This window comes from Rhodovulum sp. ES.010, assembly GCF_900142935.1.
Classification (GTDB): Bacteria; Pseudomonadota; Alphaproteobacteria; order Rhodobacterales; family Rhodobacteraceae; genus Rhodovulum.
In genome coordinates this window covers 2,911,215-2,927,055 of record NZ_FSRS01000001.1, presented here as the reverse complement: position 1 = coordinate 2,927,055, position 15,841 = coordinate 2,911,215, and the positions used below count along the sequence as shown (strand labels likewise).

The window sequence follows — 15,841 nt, the reverse complement described above, 5'->3', positions numbered from 1 at the left end:
AAGGCTTAGCACGCACCCGCCGATTCTGCCACCGGTCTTAGTTCGTCGTCTCGATCCCCTCGGGACGGCCGACAACCACGAAATGCAGCCGCTCGGGCTGCAGCAACTCGTCCGCCACCCGGCGGACCTCGTCCAGCGTGACCGCCATGATCCTGTCGTTGCGGGTGTTCACGTAATCGGGGCTCAGCCCCTCCATCTGCATGCCCACGAGGATGCGCGCGATCGGCGCATTGCCGTCGAAGCGCAGCGGGTAGGCGCCGGTCAGGTAGGTCTTGACGTCCTCCAGTTCCTGCTCGGTGACGCCGGTCTCGGCCATCCGCGCCCATTCGTCCCGGATCACGGCGATCGCCTCGGCGACCTTGTCGTTGGCCGAGGCGACCTGGCCCAGCATCAGCGCGGCATGGTCCATCGGGTAGATGTAGGAATAGACGCCGTAGGTCAGGCCGCGCTTGACCCGCACCTCCTTCATCAGGCGCGACTCGAACCCGCCCGCGCCCAGAACCTCGTTCATCACGTAAGCGGCGAAAAAGTCGGGATCGTCGCGCGCCATGCCCTCGTGACCGAACACCGCAACCGATTGCGGCGTGTCGAAGGGCACCACCGTCGTGCCCCCCTCCAGGCCGTAATCGGCCGCACCGGGCAGCGGGGCCCCGTTTTCCGGCACGCCCTCGAACAGCGTATCGAGAAGCGCGCCAAGGTCTTCGGCGGTGATGTCGCCCACGGCGGCGACATACACGCGGTCGCGGGCGATGGCGCGGCCATGGGCCTCCCTCAGATCGTCGCGCGTCAGGGCCGCCACGCTCTCCTCGGTGCCGTCGACGGGCCTGCCGTAGGGGTGGTCTGCAAAGGCCAGGCGGTCGAAGGTCTGCGCGGCAATCGCGTTCGGGTCCTTGGCGTCGGACCGGATCGCGGCGATGACTTGCGCGCGCACCCGCTCGATCGCGTCCTCGTCGAAGCGCGGCGCGTGCAGGGCCTGCCGCAGAAGCTCCACCGCCGCGTCGCGGTTCTCGCTCAGCATCCGCGCCGAGACGCGCAGCGAATCCTGCCCCGCGTCGAAGCGGAAGGACGCCGCCAGCGCGTCGCGCGCCCGGACGAAGGCACGGGCATCCATCTCGCCCGCGCCTTCCTCCAGCAGCGCCGTCATCAGGTTGGTCGCGCCGGCCTTGCCCTCCGTGTCCAGGCTTGCGCCGCCGCGAAAACGGATTTCCAGCGCCACGAACGGGATGTCGTGGCTTTCCACCAGCCAGGCCTCGATGCCGCCGGGCGACGTCACCTCCCGGATGTCCACCGCCGCGCGGGCGGGCACCGCCAGCCACAGCGCCAGGCTCGCGGCGACGACCAGACGGATCATGCTCATTGCGTCACCTCCGCGGCCGGCTCGGCGGGCCGCTCCAGCCAGGCCGTCACCGCCCTGTTGCGGTCCAGAACGTCACGCGCGGCCGCCATCACGTCCTCGGGCGTGACCCGTTGCAGGATATCGGGCCAGGCCTGCACATCCTCGACCGAAAGCCCCGAGGCCAGCGCCCTGCCGTAACGCCGCGCCAGGCTGTCCACGCTGTCGCGCGCATAGATTTCCGAGGCGCGCAGTTGCGTGCGAATCGTCTCGAACAGGTCGGGGTCGATGCCCTCGTCGAGGAAGGCGGCCAGGGCGTCGTCCAGCGCCGCCTCCGCCTCGGTCAGGCTGACGCCCGGCGCCGGCACCACCACGATGCCGAAGGTGGTGTCGTCGAGCGAAAGCCCGTCGTAGAACGCCGAGGTGTAAAGCGCGGTCTGCGCGTCGAACTGCAGCCTGTCGCCCAGCACCGAGTTCGCCCCCTCGCCGCCGAGGATCGCGGCCAGATAGGTCAGCGCCGCCGCGCGCCCCTGGTCGCCGGGGTCGCGTTCCGGGGCCAGATAGCTGCGCATCACGTAGGGCTGCGCCACGCGCGGGTCGGCAAAGCTCAGCCGCCGTTCGGCCCGTTGCGGCGGCTCCTGCGGGCGGACGCGCGCGGGCAGCGCCTCGGAGGGCGGAAGGCTCGCGTAATGCTCTTCGGCGAGCGCGCGCACCGCGTCGGGCGACACGTCGCCGGCCACAACGAGGATCGCATTGTCGGGCGCGTAATAGGTCCGGTAGAAGTCCAGCGCGTCGGCCTTGGTGAGCTTTGCGATCTCGTGCCGCCACCCGATGATCGGCGTGCCGTAGGGGTGGTTGAGATACTGCGCGGCGCGGCGCTGCTCGCCCATCAGCGCGCCCGGGTTGTTCTCGGTCCGCTGGTTGCGTTCCTCCAGGATCACGTCGCGCTCCGTCAGCGTGTGCTCCTCGGCCAGCGTCAGACCGGTCATCCGGTCCGCCTCGATCTCCATCATCAGGCCCAGCCGGTCGGCGGCCACGCGCTGGAAATAGGCCGTGTAATCCCACGAGGTGAAGGCGTTGTCGTTGCCGCCATTGGCCTGGACGATGGCCGAGAACTCGCCGGGCGCCAGGTCATCGGTGCCCTTGAACATCAGATGTTCCAGGAAATGCGCGATGCCGGACCTGCCCGGCGGCTCGTCCGCGGCGCCGACCCGGTACCACACCATGTGCACGGCGACCGGCGCCCGGTGATCCTCGATCACCACGACGTCGAGCCCGTTGTCGAGGGTGAAAGACGTCACGGGTTCGGCACGACCCGGCAGCGGCAACAGCATCAACGCGACAAGCGCGCGGCGGATCAGCGGCATCGACCTTTCTCCCCTGGGACTCCGTTGGTCACAAGGTACGCGGTCCGGGCGCCCTTTCAACGGTGCGCCACGCAGTTGTGAGCCGGGTCACTCCGCCGTTTCGGGCGGCGCGCCCACGTTGCGCGCGCCGGCGCGGCGCCAGCGTTCCAACTCGGCATGCTGATCGAGCGACTGCGGGCGGTAGGCCTTGAAATAGACGTTCACGTTGAACCAGCGTTCGAGCAGCCGGCCATCGTTCTGGCGGCGATACGCGAGATCCTCGGCGGCGAGCGTCTGGCGGATCGACGGGCTGACGCCGAACCGCGAGACATGGGAAACCAGCCCCCGGTCGCCGGACACCGCACGCGCCGGGTTGCCGCCCAGCGCGATGATCGCATCGGCCTCGGGCGTGGGATCGGTGCGGGACGGTGCGCCCGGCGTGGGCGCGGGCAGTTCCGCCAGGTTCTGTGGCATTTCCAGCGGCTTGCGCGGCAGCACGCCGAACTCGTCCGGCCCCCGCGTCTGCGAGCGCAGGTTCATCAGTTCGGGCGTGGCATCCCGGCTGCAGCCGGCCAGCGTCGCGGCGACTGCCGCCCCCAGAACCACCATCCGCGCGGAACGCATCGCGTTGCTCCTCCGTCCGATCGCGCCCTGTTTAGCGCAAGCGCAGCGCGCCGTCACGGGGTGTTCTCGCGGCCGGTGAAGGCCACCAGTCCCAGCGCCCCGGCGAAGATCGAGATGTCGGCCACGTTGAACGCGTAGGGGTTGTCGATGCCGCAGCAGGACATGTTCAGGAAGTCCGCGACCGCCCCGTACAGCACCCGGTCCACGACATTGCCCAGCGCCCCGCCCACCAGCAATCCCGCCGAGACCAGCGCGGCGGTCCCGTGCGCGCCCCGCGCCATCCAGACGGTGACCCCGGCCGAAATCGCCAGCGCCACGCCGATCAGCAGCCAGCGGCCCAGGTCGCTGTCATTGGAGAGCAGGCCGAAATTCACCCCGCGGTTCCAGGCCATGCGCAGGTTCAGATAGGGCGGCCAGACATCGATGCGCAACCGCTCCGCGAGGCCCAGAACGTGCACGACATAGACCTTCGACACCTGGTCGAGCACGAAGACCAGCAGCGCGGATATCCCCAGAACCCGCATCGCGTCAGTGCAGGAAATGGCGCATGCCGGTGAAGACCATGGCAAGGCCGGCCTCGTCGGCGGCCGCGATGACTTCCTCGTCACGCATGCTGCCGCCGGGCTGGATCACCGCGGTCGCCCCGGCATCGGCGGCCGCCAGCAGGCCGTCGGGGAACGGGAAGAACGCATCCGACGCCACCGCCGCGCCCTTGGTCAGCGGCGCGTCGAGGCCCAGCACCTCGGCCATGTCCATCGCCTTGCGCGCGGCGATGCGGGTGGAGTCCACCCGGCTCATCTGCCCCGCACCGACGCCCACGGTCGCGCCCTCCCGGACATAGACGATCGCGTTGGACTTGACGTGCTTGGCCACCGTCCAGGCGAACATCATGTCGGCGATCTCGGCCTCGGTGGGCGCGCGCCGCGTCACCACGCTCAGCGCATCGCGGTTCAGGCGGCCGTTGTCGCGATCCTGCACGAGGAAGCCGCCCGACACCTGACGCAGCAGCAGCCCGGGCTCGGCCGGGTTCGCCAGCCCCCCGGTGGTCAGCAGGCGCAGGTTCTTCTTGGCCGCGAAGATCTCCTTGGCCGCGTCGTCCGCGCCGGGCGCGATCACCACCTCGGTGAAGATCTCGCAGATCGCCCGCGCGGTCGGCGCGTCGAGCTTCATGTTCAGCGCCACGATGCCCCCGAAGGCCGAGGTGCGGTCGCAGTCGAAGGCGCGGCGATAGGCGTCTTCCAGCGTCTTGCCCCGCGCCACGCCGCAGGGATTGGCATGCTTGATGATCGCGCAGGCCGGGCCCTGCGCGGGCAGGAACTCGCTGACCAGTTCGAAGGCCGCGTCGGTATCGTTGATGTTGTTGTAGCTCAGTTCCTTGCCCTGCCACTGGCTGGCGGTCGCCACGCCGGGCCGCTCCGAACCGTCGACGTAGAAGGCCGCGCGCTGGTGCGGGTTCTCGCCATAGCGCAGCGTCTGGGCCAGCGTGCCCGCGACGGCCCGGCGCCGGGGGGCCGCCTCGCCCAGCGCCCGCGCCATCCAGGTCGAGACCGACGCGTCATAGGCCGCGGTGCGCGCATAGGCCCGCTGCGCCAGCGTCTGCCGGAAGTCGTAGGAGGTCGCGCCCCCGTTCTTTTCCAGTTCCACCTGCAGCGCGGCGTAATCCTCGGTATCGACGATCACGCCGACGAAGGCATGATTCTTGGCCGCCGCGCGGATCATCGCCGGGCCGCCGATATCGACGTTCTCGATGCATTCGCCATAGTCCGCGCCCGACTCGACCGTCGCCTCGAACGGGTAGAGGTTCACCACCAGAAGGTCGATCGGCCCGATCCCGTGCTTGTCCATCGCGGCGACGTGGTCGGGATTGTCCCTGAGCGCCAGCAACCCGCCATGCACCATCGGGTGCAGCGTCTTGACCCGGCCGTCCATCATCTCGGGAAAGCCGGTCACATCCGACACGTCGACCACGCCGATCCCCGCCTCGCGCAGCGTCCGGGCGGTGCCGCCGGTCGACAGGATCTCGACGCCGCGCGCCGCCAGCGCCTGGCCCAGCTCGACCAGCCCCTCCTTGTCGGACACGGAAATCAGGGCGCGGCGCAGGGGCACGAGGTCGGTCATGGGGCTCATCCTTCGTCTTCGGGTCGATCCGGCCGCGACCAGGGAAACGCCACCCCCTCGAACTCGTCCTCGCGGTCGAGGTCGCGCAGGGCGCGCGGCGTGTCCTGGGCCTTGGCCAGGGTCCATGTGATGAGGCTCGCATAATCCATCACGCGGGCGGAGAGAACGACTTGTTTCGTCGCGCGGGGCGTTTCCCGCCCCTTTTCGAGGTAGACGCTCGGGTCGAGCCGCAATTCCGCGGCCCCGTCATGGCGAAACACCCATATCTCGCCGCTTTTCAGCGCGAGCGAGACGGCGGTGCCGCCCATGTCGATCTCGGCATCCACGTCCGGGTGCAGGTGGAACCGGATGTCGAAGGCCACGCCCTGCTGCCGCGACCGGGCCATGGTCTTGTCGAACGCGGCGCGTTCCTCGTCGGTGAAGGCGGCCAGCGTGTCCTCGCCCGACAGCGCCCGCCCGTCATAGGCCAGCAGAAGCTGGCGCACATGGGTCAGCCCGTGGGTCGGCGCGTAACCGTCATGCCAGACCGTGAGGCTGTGGCCCGCGACGCCGGTCTCCTGCCGGGCCTCGACGGATTTCGGCACCTCGGCCAGCAGCGCCCGGCCGTGGTCCTTCTTCGCCGGGGCCAGCCGCGAGGACGAGAATCCCTTGATCGCCAGCGTGGAATGCGACTGCGTGGCCCGCCCGGCGCGGCGCCACGCGGCCCCGAACGGCGCGCCCGAGCCGCAATTCACGATCACCGGCCGCCGGCCCGAGGTCAGCTCGAAGGCGAGCGTCGAGGCATGGGCCTCCCGCGACAGCGGGGGCGGCGGCGGCGCGGCCGCATCCACCAGAACCGTGGTGCGGCCCGAGGAGAGCCGCGCATAGCCCATCGCGAGCCCCCGCACCGGCCGGGGCTTGACGCCCGACTCGGCCAGCGCCTGGTCCAGCCGCCCTTCCGCCCCGCGCCCGCCGCCATGGAACCGCGCAAGCCCGCCATCGGCATGGCGCAGCGCCCTGAGCGTCGGCGCGATGCGCTGGATCGCCCCGCGATGGGCGGGGCCCGCGTCGCGGCCGGCCTCCCGCAGCGCGGCCTCGGCCCAGATCAGCAGGGTAAAGACCTCCAGCAGCTCTTCGGGATTGCGCGAGGGCAGCGCGCCGCCATCGTCGATCTCGCGGTCGCATTCCTTGTCCAGCGCGCGCAGCGCGGGGCCGAGGTGGCGCTGCATGCCCGTGAGGAAAAGCGCGGCATAGATCAGCCCCGTCAGCGCCTCGATCCGCGGCAGGCCGGGGCGGGCGCCCGGCCAGCGGCGGGCGAGGAACCGTGCCTGCCGGGCGAAGGACCGGAAGATCGCCTCGGACTGCGCCCGATCGAGCCCGTTCAACAGCATCACCGCGTGATGCAGCCATCGGATCAGCCGGCGCCCCGCAAGCGCGGGCGCCCACCCCGGCCCACGGCCGCGCCCGAACCGGGCGATCCAGTTCAGCGTCCAGTCCTGCGCGCGCCGGCGGGCCGCGCCGTCGCCCGCGGCCGCGAGATCGTCGAGCCAGGCGAACCCGTGCAGCGCGGCCTCGAAGCGCGCGTCCGGCATGTCCAGGTCCCAGATCGCGGCGCCCGGCGCCTCGACCAGGCCGCCCTCGAACAGGAAGCTGCCCACGCAAAGCTGCCGCCCCCGCGCGAAACTGCCGATGGAGCGGGGCTCCGGCTGCGACACGAGGCCGGGCACCGGGCGCGCGAACGCCGAGAGACGCGCCTGGAGCCCATTCCTCCAGTCGCCGCGCCGCCGGGGCGCCGGGTCGCTCTGAAAGCCGCCTGCCATCTGCTCGGGTCTGCTCTTGGGCCTCGATGCCTGCGGGGGAAGGATACCGGGGGGCCTGTCGGCTGTCACCGGCCAAAACCCGGCCTCAACCGGATTTGCCCAGACAGGCGATGTAGAACCCGTCCATTCCGCCGCGCTCCGGCCAGAAGTCGGGCCTGAGGCGCAGGGCGCCATGTGCGGTCTGCCATGCGGGCTCGATCCACGGGGCCTCGGCCGGCATCGGCAGCAGGTCGGGATGGCGGTCCAGCGCGGCCGCAACCTGGGCCTCGCCCTCCTCGGGCAGCAGCGAGCAGGTGCAGTAGACCAGCCGCCCGCCGGGGGCGAGCATCCCGACCGCCCGGTCGATCAACGCGGCCTGCAGCGCGAAGAGCGGCCGGATCGACGCGGCATCCTTGGCAAAGGGCAGGTCCGGGTGGCGGCGCACCGTGCCGGTGGCCGAACAGGGCGCGTCGAGCAGGACCGCATCGGCGGGCCTGTCCGGCGCCCAGGACAGCGCGTCGGCGACCACCAGATCCGCCGCAAGCTGCGTCCGGGCGAGGTTCTCTTCCACCCGCGCCATGCGCGCCTCGGAAAGGTCCACCGCCGTGACGGCGGCCCCGGAGGCGGCCAGTTGCATGGTCTTGCCGCCCGGCGCCGCGCAAAGGTCGACGACGCGCGCACCGGGGCGCGGCGCGAGCAGCTTCGCGGGCAGCGCCGCGGCGGCATCCTGCACCCACCACGCGCCCTCCGCATATCCCGCCAGCGCCGAGACCTGCGCCCGACCTGTCAGCCGGACCGATCCGGTCGGCAGGACCGCCCCGCCCAGCCGTGCGGCCAGCGCCGCGGCCTCGCCGTCCTTCGGCGTCAGGTCCAGCGGCGCGCCCGCCGCATGGGCCGCCTCGATCCCGGTGACCGCGGCCCGGCCCCAGGCGCTGTCGAGCCGCCCGCGCAGCCAGCCCGGCAGGCGCTGCGGCGGCAGCGCCGCCCAGGTCTCGGGCGGGGTCGCGGCCACCTTGCGGAGGACCGCGTTGACGAGACCCGCATAGGCGCGGGTGCGTCCGTTGGCGCGGGCCAGCCCGACCGCCGCGTCCACCGCGCCATGCGCCGCCGCACCGGCCTCCAGCATCTCGACCGTGGCGAGCCGCAGGATCGCGCGGATGGCGGGCGGCGGCGGCTTGCGCAGATGGGGTTTCAGCACGGCATCGGCGCGGCCCAGGTGGCGCAACGTGGCCAGCGCGAGCCGCCGGGCGCGCGCGGCTTCGGCGGGCTCCAGCATGTCGAGCGGCCCGCCCGCCGCGGCGAGTTCGGCGATCAGCCGATGCTCCTCCAGAACCGCGCGCAAGAGCCGCAGCGCCGCGCCCCGCGCCCTGTCGCCCGTTCCGGCCATCGTGATGCCTCCGCTTGCCCAAGGACCGGGCACGGGTATATCAGCGGGAGCGGACCGGCAAGGAGACCTGGCGATGAGCGAGGACAGCGGCAAGGACCTCCCGCCCGCGGCGCTCCGCGCGCTGCGGGAGGCGGAAGAGCGGCGCAAGGCGGCACAGGCCCCCGCGCGGCCCAGGGAACTCGGCGGCCGCGACGGCCCCGAGCCCGTGCGTTACGGCGACTGGGAACGCAAGGGAATCGCCGTCGATTTCTGAGCCGCGCCGCGGCGGCGCCCGGTCATTCGAGGCGCAGAACGGCAAGCCGGCCGGCGCCCCTGTCGGTGATGAAGCGGACCGTCGTGCCCCGCACCTGGACCGCCTGGCAATCGGGGCCGATCGCGCGATCTCCGTAGGTCAGATCGGGGCAGAAGTATTTGCCGTCCCAGCGCCAGTCCCCGGACACGCGCTTGCCGAACGCCTGGCCCACCACCTGCCCCCGCGGCGTGACGGCCAGCTTGACCCCCATCCGCCTGAGGTCCTTGCCGTGAACGAGGCTGACGAAGGTGGCGCGGCTTTCGACCGGGCGGAAGCCCTCGGCCGAAACGGGGGCGGCGCAGAGTACGGCCAAGGCCGCAGCGCCCAGAACGGTACGCGACATCGCAAGACTCCCTGGTCGTTCTGACGGGCATGTGCCCGACAGCCTCGCGCAGGCCCCTTGCGATCGGGTTAACCCCTCAGAGGCCGAGCACGTCGACCATGTCGTATTCGCCGGGTTTCCGGTCCTGCCCCCAGAGCGCGGCCCTGAGCGCGCCGCGGGCAAAGATCGCCCGGTCCGTCGCGATGTGGCGCAGCACGACCCGTTCGCCGAGCCCGGCGAAGATCACGTCGTGCTCGCCGACCACGTCGCCGCCCCGAATCGCCGAGAACCCGATCGCCCCGCGCGCCCGTTCCCCGGTGATCCCGTCGCGTCCGCGCTCGGCCACCTCGTCCAGCGCGACACCGCGTCCCTCGGCCGCGGCCTCGCCCAGCATCAACGCGGTGCCCGAGGGCGCATCCACCTTGTGCCGATGGTGCGCCTCGACCACCTCGATGTCGAACTCCGCATCCAGCGCCGCGGCCACCTTGCGCGTCAGCTGCGCAAGAAGGTTCACCCCGAGGCTCATGTTGCCGGCCCGCACGATGACCGCATGGCGTGCGGCCGCCTTGATGCGCTGCAGATGCTCCTGCGAGAAACCCGTGGTGCCGATCACGTGCACCGCGCGCGCCTGGGCGGTCAGGGTGGCGGTCGCCACGGTCGCCTCGGGGGTCGTGAAATCGATCACCGCCTGGGCCTGGGCGATCACCTCCACCGGATCGTCGGTGACGTGCAGTCCGACATGCGGCCCGCCCATCGCCTCGCCCACGTCGCGGCCCACCCAGGGGTGGTCGGGCCGTTCGACGCAGCCCGCAAGGCGCGCCTGCTCGCTTTGCAGGACCGTATGGATCAGCATCTGCCCCATCCGCCCCGATGCCCCCATGATCACGATGCCCGGCAGGTTCGCCATCTCGTCCTCCGTTCGGTTCTCGGCCCCGGTGTAGCGACTCGGCGCGCGCTTGGCAAAACGCCGTGCATCGCCTAGATGAAAGCCATGTCCCGATCTTCCGCCCCTTCCCAGAGACAGCTTCGCGTGGGCGAGCTTATCCGGCGCACCCTGTCGGAGGTGCTGGCCCGCGGCGATGTGCACGACCCCGAGCTCAACGCCCTGTCGATCACCGTGGGCGAGGTGCGCACCTCGCCCGACCTCAAGGTCGCCACCGCCTATGTCCTGCCGCTCGGCGGGCGCGGCGCGGAGGACGCGCTCGAGGCGCTGAAGCGCAACCGGGGCGAATTGCGCCGGGCCCTCTCCAAAAAGGTGGACCTCAAGTTTTCGCCCGAACTGCGCTTCGTCATCGACCAGACCTTCGACCGGATGGACGAGACGCGCCGCCTGCTCGCCCAGGAGGACGTGCAGCGCGACATCGCCCGCCCCGACGGCGATGGCGGCTAGGGCCGCGCTGACGGTCGCCCTGTGGCTCCTGGCCGGGGCGGCCTGGGCCGGTTGCGAGCGTCTGACGCATGAGGGGCGCGGCTATGCCGTCTGCCGCTACGACCCCGCCGGAGCCGACCTGCGGCTTTTCCGGCTGGATGGCGACGGGCGCGTCCTGGGCAGCTTCGCCCGCCTCGACGCGATGCTGGAACAGGCCGGCCAAAACCTGGTCTTCGCGATGAACGCGGGCATGTATCACCCCGATCGCGCGCCCGTGGGGCTCTATATCGAGGAGGGCGAGGAACAGGCGCCGGCCGTCGCCTCCGCCGGGCCCGGCAATTTCGGGCTTCTGCCCAACGGCCTGCTCTGCTTGACAAAGGCCGGCGCGGCGGTGATCGAAACCCGCCGCTACCTGTCGGCCCCGCCCGCCTGCCGCTTCGCCACCCAGTCCGGGCCGATGCTGGTGATCGACGGCGCGCTGCACCCCCGGTTCCTGCCCGACAGCGACTCGCGTTTCGTGCGCAACGGGGTCGGCGTGACCGGCGACGGCCATGTCGTCTTCGCGATCTCCGACCGCCCCGTCACCTTCCACGAGTTCGGGCGCCTGTTCCGCGACGTCCTCGACACCCCGAACGCGCTCTATCTCGACGGCAGGGTCTCCAAGCTCTACGCGCCCGAGTTGGGCCGCGCCGACGGCGGCCTGCCGATGGGCCCGATCGTGGGCGCGGTCGCGGACACGCCGCGTTGACGCCGCCCGCCCGCTTCGCTAGCAGGCGGGCTTCACGCAACAATGGCAGAGCATGGACATGGGACGCAGCCGCAAGGGACGCGACATTTCGGGCTGGCTGATCGTGGACAAGCCCGCGGGGATGACCTCGACCGCAGTCGTGAACAAGGTGCGCTGGGCCTTCCAGGCGAAGAAGGCCGGGCACGCGGGCACGCTCGACCCGGCCGCGACCGGGGTTCTGGCGATCGCGCTGGGCGAGGCGACCAAGACCGTGCCCTACGTCACCGACGCGCTCAAGGCGTACCGGTTCACCATGCGCTTCGGCGTGGCGACCAATACCGACGACGCCGAGGGCGAGGTGATCGAAACCTCCGAACGCCGGCCCGACGACGCGGAGATCGCCGCCGCCCTGCCCCGATTCGCGGGCGATATCACGCAGGTGCCGCCGCAATTCTCGGCCGTGCGGATCGACGGCGAACGCGCCTATGCCCGCGCCCGCGCCGGCGAGGAGATGGAGATCGAGCCGCGCCCGCTTTATGTCGACAGCCTCGAACTGGTCGCACGCCCGGACCCGGACCACGCGACGCTGGAAATGGTCTGCGGCAAGGGCGGCTATGTCCGCGCCATCGCCCGCGATCTCGGCCGGGCGCTCGGGTGCCTCGGCCACGTCACCGACCTCCGCCGCATCTGGTCCGGCCCGTTCGACGCCGAGGACGGCGTGAGCCTGGACCTGGTGGAGGAACTGGCCCGCACGCCCGAGCTCGACGCCTACCTGCGCCCGCTCGAAGAGGGCCTTGCCGATCTGCCCGAACTGCGCACCACCGCGGAAGGCGCGGCCCGGATGCGCAACGGCAATGCCGGGATCGTTCTCACCTCGGAGGCGGAGTATGGCGACGAGGCCTGGGCCTCGCTCGACGGCCACGCCGTGGCGGTCGGCATCTACAAGGCCGGCGAGCTGCACCCGCACCGCGTCTTCCGCGCCTGACCACGCCCCCGCGCCGCAGAGACCGGACCTTGCCCCGAAGCCGCCCGGGGGTCCTGGGGCGGCGCCCTCCCCCGCGCCGCAGGTCCGACAAAAAGTCCGATGAAAGTCCGATGGAATTCCGATCCCCGGAAACGGCCCCCGCGCCAGCCGCGTTCAGCGCTTTTTGGCCAGTTCCAGCGCCTCGGTCAGCACCTCCCGGTCGCCGATATGGTTGGCCAGGATCAGCACGAGTTGCGCGTTCAGGGCATGGCTCTCGGCCTCGCTCAACCCTCGATGCGCGGCAATCAACTCGGCGTAGAACCCGTCATGGTCGTCCAGATTGGGCGTGTCGATCAGTTTCATGGCCGTCCCTCCCACATCGCGGTCAGGGCCTTGTCCACCTGGCGCGCATCGGCCTCGAGCCAGCGCGCCGCGATCACCTGGTCCGGGCGCACGAGGTATAGCGCCGCCGGCGCATCGCCGAGGTAGCGGGCTCGCACGGCGTCGTTGACCTCGACCTGCAGCGTGGCAAGGCCGACCCCCGGCGGCGGCGCGCCGTTGACCGCCATCAGCGTGGCATCCCGGCCGAGGGCGTTCAACAGCCAGCCGTTGCCTTGCGGCGCGTCCGGGGCCACGGCGCCGGGACGCGAGATGGCGGGGAGCACCGGGTGGTCGGGCGCCGACGTCCGGAACACGCACGGGGTGGAAAGACGCCCGGAATTGACCCAGCCCCGCGCGAAGGGCGCCTTGCGCGCCAGCGCCAGCACCTGGTCGCGAAACAGCCGCCCGGCCCCGGGTGCGGGCGTCATGAAGCGGGTTGAGCGGCTCGAATGCAGGATGTTCTCGTCGGCCGCCTGGACGCGTTCGCGGTTGTAGCTGTCGATCAGGCCGGCGGGCGCGCGCCCCTCCAGCACCGCGGCAAGCTTCCAGCCGAGGTTGTCCACGTCCTGCAGCCCGCCATTGCCCCCGCGCGCCCCGAAGGGCGACACCACATGGGCGCTGTCGCCGGCGAAGATCACCCGTCCGTGGACGAATTCGCGCAGCCGCCGGCATTGGAAACTGTAGATGCTGACCCAGTCGAGGTCGAAATCCTTGCCGACGAGGCGTTCGATCCGCGGGATCACGTTTTCCGGCTTCTTCTCCTCGTCGGGGTCCGCATCCCAGCCAAGTTGCAGGTCGATGCGGTAGATGTTGTCAGCCTGGCGGTGCAGCAGCGCCGACTGCCCGTCGTGGAAATGCGGCTTGAACCAGAACCAGCGCTCCGAAGGGAAATCCGCCTCCATTTCGACATCGGCGATCAGGAAACGCTCCTCGAAGAGCTCGCCCTCGAAATCGAGGTCGAGCATCGCGCGGATCGTCGAGCGCGCGCCGTCGCAGGCCAGCACGTAGTCGGCCTTGAGCCCGTACTGGCCGTCCGGCGTCTTGACGCTGACATGGGCGGTGTCCCCGGTCTGGTCGATGCCCGTCACCCGGTTCCTGAACCGCAGGTCGACCAGCGGCTCGGCCTGCACGCGGTCGACCATGAACTCCTCGATATAGTATTGCTGGAGGTTCACGAAGGGCGGCATCTTGTGGTCCGGGTCGATCGCGAGATCGAAGCTGAAGATCTCGTCGTCGCCATGGCAGACGCGGCCGACGCTCCAGGTCGTGCCCTTCTCCAGGACCCGGTCGGCGATGCCCAGACGGTCGAACAGCTCAAGGCTGCGCCGCGACCAGCAGATCGCGCGCGACCCCATCGAGACCACGTTATTGTCGTCGAGCAGGACCGATCGAACGCCCCGGCTTGCCAGTTCCAGCGCCATCGCCAGACCCACCGGCCCCGCGCCCACGATCACGACCGGGTGGCGCGGTTCCGGCGCGCTCACCCCGGGCGGCGCGACGTAGGGAAACGGCTTGTAGTCATAGGGCATCACGCCTCCTCCCGTCGCGACGGCTCCCCAGGGCGCGGACGCTGCGGTGCGGTCGCGGAACTCCGGGCCGGTGCCGCCCAGAGGCATCGCACCTCGGACCGGACCCTCGGTCATCGCGTGCGCCCACACCAGCTGTCGGTGTGATCCGCTGCCCAACGTTAACCTCTTCCACGCCGGGCAAGGCTGCAACCGCTTTTTTCGGTCATTTTTCCGGGCGCAGATGCCCGCGCCGCGCCGTTCGGACCATCCAGGGACGTCATCGCGCAACGCACAATCGGTGCTGGTCAAGCGCCGCGGCTGCGGGCAACACTTCGCGAGGATCATATCGGGGAGGAGTCCACCATGACGGGCATCGTCATTCTGAGCGGCGCACGCACCGCCATCGGCACCTTCGGCGGCAGCCTCGCGGGAACGCCGCCGATCGCGCTCGGCGCGGTCGCCGCGACCGCGGCGCTCGAACGCGCCGGAATCGAGGGACCGCAGGTGGGCCATGTCGCCTTCGGCCATGTCATCAACACAGAGCCGCGGGACATGTATCTCAGCCGCGTGGCCGCGATGGAGGCGGGCATCCCCGAGACGGTCCCGGCGATGAACGTCAACCGGCTGTGCGGCTCGGGCGCGCAGGCCATCGTCTCGGTGGCCCAGGCGCTGATGCTGGGCGAGGCCGAGTTCGGGCTGGCCGGCGGGGCCGAGAACATGAGCCGGTCGCCGCACATCCTGCCGGCCGCGCGCTGGGGCCAGAAGATGGGCGATACGGGGGCGGCCGACATGATGCTGGGCGCGCTGAACTGCCCCTTCGGCACCGGCCACATGGGCGTGACCGCCGAGAACGTGGCCGAGGAGCACGGGGTCAGCCGCGAAGACCAGGACGCCTTTGCGCTGCAGAGCCAGGAGCGCGCGGCCTGGGCCATCGCCGAGGGGCGGTTCGACGCGCAGATCGTGCCGGTCGAGGTGCGCGTGAAGCGCGATACCGTGGCCTGCAAGGTGGACGAGCACCCCAAGGCAACCACGGCGGAGGGGCTGGCGGGACTACGGCCCGTCTTCCGCAGGGACGGCTCGGTGACCGCGGGCAACGCGTCCGGGATCAACGACGGGGCGGCCGCGCTGGTGCTGGCCCGGGAAGAGGCCGCCGAGGCCGGGGGGCTCACGCCGCGCGCGCGGCTTCTGGGCTACGCCCATGCCGGCGTGCGCCCCGAGGTCATGGGAATCGGGCCCGTGCCCGCGGTCGAGACGCTGCTGCGGAAGACCGGGCTTGCGGCGGAGGAGTTCGACGTGATCGAGAGCAACGAGGCCTTCGCCGCACAGGCGATCGCCGTCAGCCGAGCCCTGGGCCTGGACCCGGCCAAGGTCAATCCCAATGGCGGGGCCATCGCGCTTGGCCACCCGGTAGGGGCGACCGGGGCGATCCTCACGGTCAAGGCGCTCTACGAACTCGAGCGGACGCAGGGCAGGCTTGCGCTGGTGACGATGTGCATCGGCGGCGGCCAGGGCATCGCGCTGGCGCTGGAACGGCTCTGACTGCGGATCGTAAGGCGGCCCCTTGCGGGGCCACGGCATTTCGTATGCGCGCCTCCGGCGCGCAGATGAGTATTTTCGCCAAGAAGAAGCGCCGAGGCTGTGGAACGCCGGCGTCTCGCGGCGCAAGGCCCCTGCGCACCACACCCATGTCCG

At 71.1% G+C, this 15,841-nt stretch carries 16 protein-coding genes; 5 read left to right on the top strand and 11 right to left on the bottom strand.

The window, feature by feature from the left end:
- Window positions 1-37 precede the first annotated feature (37 nt).
- The 7 genes from BUR28_RS14390 to BUR28_RS14360 form a co-directional block, all read right to left on the bottom strand.
- The gene (locus BUR28_RS14390) at window positions 38-1,357 is read right to left on the bottom strand and encodes a M16 family metallopeptidase (protein WP_074220749.1); all 1,320 of its coding nucleotides are present in this window, start codon (window positions 1,355-1,357) and stop codon (window positions 38-40) included.
- Entirely contained in the window at window positions 1,354-2,700 is a 1,347-nt protein-coding gene (locus tag BUR28_RS14385) for a M16 family metallopeptidase (RefSeq protein ID WP_074220748.1), read from the bottom strand. Before BUR28_RS14385 ends, BUR28_RS14390 begins: the two co-directional genes overlap by 4 nt.
- An 87-nt stretch (window positions 2,701-2,787) precedes the next feature.
- On the bottom strand, window positions 2,788-3,303 hold the full coding sequence (locus tag BUR28_RS14380; RefSeq protein WP_074220747.1) for a DUF3035 domain-containing protein: 516 nt from the start codon (window positions 3,301-3,303) through the stop codon (window positions 2,788-2,790).
- Between the two features lie 53 nt (window positions 3,304-3,356).
- Window positions 3,357-3,827, bottom strand: a complete 471-nt coding sequence (gene lspA / locus BUR28_RS14375; RefSeq protein ID WP_074220746.1) for a signal peptidase II — start codon at window positions 3,825-3,827, stop codon at window positions 3,357-3,359.
- Between the two features lie 4 nt (window positions 3,828-3,831).
- A complete protein-coding gene (gene purH / locus BUR28_RS14370) occupies window positions 3,832-5,421 on the bottom strand; it encodes a bifunctional phosphoribosylaminoimidazolecarboxamide formyltransferase/IMP cyclohydrolase (protein WP_074220745.1) in 1,590 nt (529 codons plus the stop codon).
- A gap of 5 nt (window positions 5,422-5,426) precedes the next feature.
- The gene (locus tag BUR28_RS14365; RefSeq protein WP_074220744.1) at window positions 5,427-7,220 is read right to left on the bottom strand and encodes a heparinase II/III family protein; all 1,794 of its coding nucleotides are present in this window, start codon (window positions 7,218-7,220) and stop codon (window positions 5,427-5,429) included.
- An 85-nt stretch (window positions 7,221-7,305) separates the two neighbouring features.
- Window positions 7,306-8,586 (bottom strand): RsmB/NOP family class I SAM-dependent RNA methyltransferase, encoded by a 1,281-nt coding sequence (locus BUR28_RS14360; RefSeq protein ID WP_074220743.1) that lies wholly within the window; start codon window positions 8,584-8,586, stop codon window positions 7,306-7,308.
- Between the two features lie 73 nt (window positions 8,587-8,659).
- Here BUR28_RS14360 and BUR28_RS14355 point away from each other — a divergent pair, with 73 nt between their 5' ends.
- Window positions 8,660-8,839 carry a DUF1674 domain-containing protein gene (locus BUR28_RS14355; RefSeq protein ID WP_074220742.1) on the top strand — a complete coding sequence of 60 codons (180 nt, stop codon included), beginning with the start codon at window positions 8,660-8,662 and terminating at the stop codon, window positions 8,837-8,839.
- Window positions 8,840-8,861: 22 nt separating this feature from the next.
- Here the strand turns inward: BUR28_RS14355 and BUR28_RS14350 are convergent, their stop codons facing one another.
- Both BUR28_RS14350 and dapB read right to left on the bottom strand, forming a co-directional pair.
- Window positions 8,862-9,221, bottom strand: coding sequence for a dihydrodipicolinate reductase (locus tag BUR28_RS14350; RefSeq protein WP_074220741.1), 360 nt, complete (start codon window positions 9,219-9,221; stop codon window positions 8,862-8,864).
- A gap of 76 nt (window positions 9,222-9,297) precedes the next feature.
- A complete protein-coding gene (dapB, locus tag BUR28_RS14345; protein WP_074220740.1) occupies window positions 9,298-10,107 on the bottom strand; it encodes a 4-hydroxy-tetrahydrodipicolinate reductase in 810 nt (269 codons plus the stop codon).
- 75 nt (window positions 10,108-10,182) lie between these two features.
- Between dapB and rbfA the strand changes: the two genes are divergently transcribed.
- The 3 genes from rbfA to truB are packed head-to-tail and all read left to right on the top strand — an operon-like array spanning window position 10,183 to window position 12,281.
- Window positions 10,183-10,590: a 30S ribosome-binding factor RbfA gene (gene rbfA, locus BUR28_RS14340; protein ID WP_139307582.1), complete on the top strand. Its 408-nt coding sequence runs from the start codon at window positions 10,183-10,185 to the stop codon at window positions 10,588-10,590.
- On the top strand, window positions 10,580-11,317 hold the full coding sequence (locus BUR28_RS14335) for a phosphodiester glycosidase family protein (RefSeq protein WP_074220738.1): 738 nt from the start codon (window positions 10,580-10,582) through the stop codon (window positions 11,315-11,317). The genes rbfA and BUR28_RS14335 overlap by 11 nt, the downstream gene beginning before the upstream one ends.
- Window positions 11,318-11,375: 58 nt before the next feature.
- Complete coding sequence (gene truB / locus BUR28_RS14330; RefSeq protein WP_074220737.1) at window positions 11,376-12,281, top strand: tRNA pseudouridine(55) synthase TruB; 906 nt, start codon at window positions 11,376-11,378, stop codon at window positions 12,279-12,281.
- 153 nt (window positions 12,282-12,434) lie between these two features.
- Here the strand turns inward: truB and BUR28_RS14325 are convergent, their stop codons facing one another.
- A complete protein-coding gene (locus BUR28_RS14325) occupies window positions 12,435-12,623 on the bottom strand; it encodes a DUF2783 domain-containing protein (RefSeq protein WP_074220736.1) in 189 nt (62 codons plus the stop codon).
- Complete coding sequence (locus tag BUR28_RS14320) at window positions 12,620-14,170, bottom strand: FAD-dependent oxidoreductase (RefSeq protein ID WP_074220735.1); 1,551 nt, start codon at window positions 14,168-14,170, stop codon at window positions 12,620-12,622. The genes BUR28_RS14325 and BUR28_RS14320 overlap by 4 nt, the downstream gene beginning before the upstream one ends.
- A 342-nt stretch (window positions 14,171-14,512) precedes the next feature.
- On the opposite strand from BUR28_RS14320, the gene BUR28_RS14315 reads away from it, so the two are divergent.
- Entirely contained in the window at window positions 14,513-15,688 is a 1,176-nt protein-coding gene (locus BUR28_RS14315; RefSeq protein ID WP_074220734.1) for an acetyl-CoA C-acyltransferase family protein, read from the top strand.
- Window positions 15,689-15,841: the final 153 nt, after the last annotated feature.

What these genes read in the sequence shown, in the direction of transcription:
- BUR28_RS14355 (WP_074220742.1), top strand. Translation starts at nt 8,660, where the DNA reads ATGAGCGAGGACAGCGGCAAGGACCTCCCGCCCGCGGCGCTCCGCGCG.
- lspA (WP_074220746.1), bottom strand. Translation starts at nt 3,827, where the DNA reads ATGCGGGTTCTGGGGATATCCGCGCTGCTGGTCTTCGTGCTCGACCAG.
- BUR28_RS14390 (WP_074220749.1), bottom strand. Translation starts at nt 1,357, where the DNA reads ATGAGCATGATCCGTCTGGTCGTCGCCGCGAGCCTGGCGCTGTGGCTG.
- BUR28_RS14325 (WP_074220736.1), bottom strand. Translation starts at nt 12,623, where the DNA reads ATGAAACTGATCGACACGCCCAATCTGGACGACCATGACGGGTTCTAC.
- BUR28_RS14350 (WP_074220741.1), bottom strand. Translation starts at nt 9,221, where the DNA reads ATGTCGCGTACCGTTCTGGGCGCTGCGGCCTTGGCCGTACTCTGCGCC.
- dapB (WP_074220740.1), bottom strand. Translation starts at nt 10,107, where the DNA reads ATGGCGAACCTGCCGGGCATCGTGATCATGGGGGCATCGGGGCGGATG.
- BUR28_RS14365 (WP_074220744.1), bottom strand. Translation starts at nt 7,220, where the DNA reads ATGGCAGGCGGCTTTCAGAGCGACCCGGCGCCCCGGCGGCGCGGCGAC.
- BUR28_RS14385 (WP_074220748.1), bottom strand. Translation starts at nt 2,700, where the DNA reads ATGCCGCTGATCCGCCGCGCGCTTGTCGCGTTGATGCTGTTGCCGCTG.
- rbfA (WP_139307582.1), top strand. Translation starts at nt 10,183, where the DNA reads ATGAAAGCCATGTCCCGATCTTCCGCCCCTTCCCAGAGACAGCTTCGC.
- BUR28_RS14320 (WP_074220735.1), bottom strand. Translation starts at nt 14,170, where the DNA reads ATGCCCTATGACTACAAGCCGTTTCCCTACGTCGCGCCGCCCGGGGTG.
- BUR28_RS14315 (WP_074220734.1), top strand. Translation starts at nt 14,513, where the DNA reads ATGACGGGCATCGTCATTCTGAGCGGCGCACGCACCGCCATCGGCACC.
- BUR28_RS14360 (WP_074220743.1), bottom strand. Translation starts at nt 8,586, where the DNA reads ATGGCCGGAACGGGCGACAGGGCGCGGGGCGCGGCGCTGCGGCTCTTG.
- BUR28_RS14380 (WP_074220747.1), bottom strand. Translation starts at nt 3,303, where the DNA reads ATGCGTTCCGCGCGGATGGTGGTTCTGGGGGCGGCAGTCGCCGCGACG.
- BUR28_RS14335 (WP_074220738.1), top strand. Translation starts at nt 10,580, where the DNA reads ATGGCGGCTAGGGCCGCGCTGACGGTCGCCCTGTGGCTCCTGGCCGGG.
- purH (WP_074220745.1), bottom strand. Translation starts at nt 5,421, where the DNA reads ATGACCGACCTCGTGCCCCTGCGCCGCGCCCTGATTTCCGTGTCCGAC.
- truB (WP_074220737.1), top strand. Translation starts at nt 11,376, where the DNA reads ATGGGACGCAGCCGCAAGGGACGCGACATTTCGGGCTGGCTGATCGTG.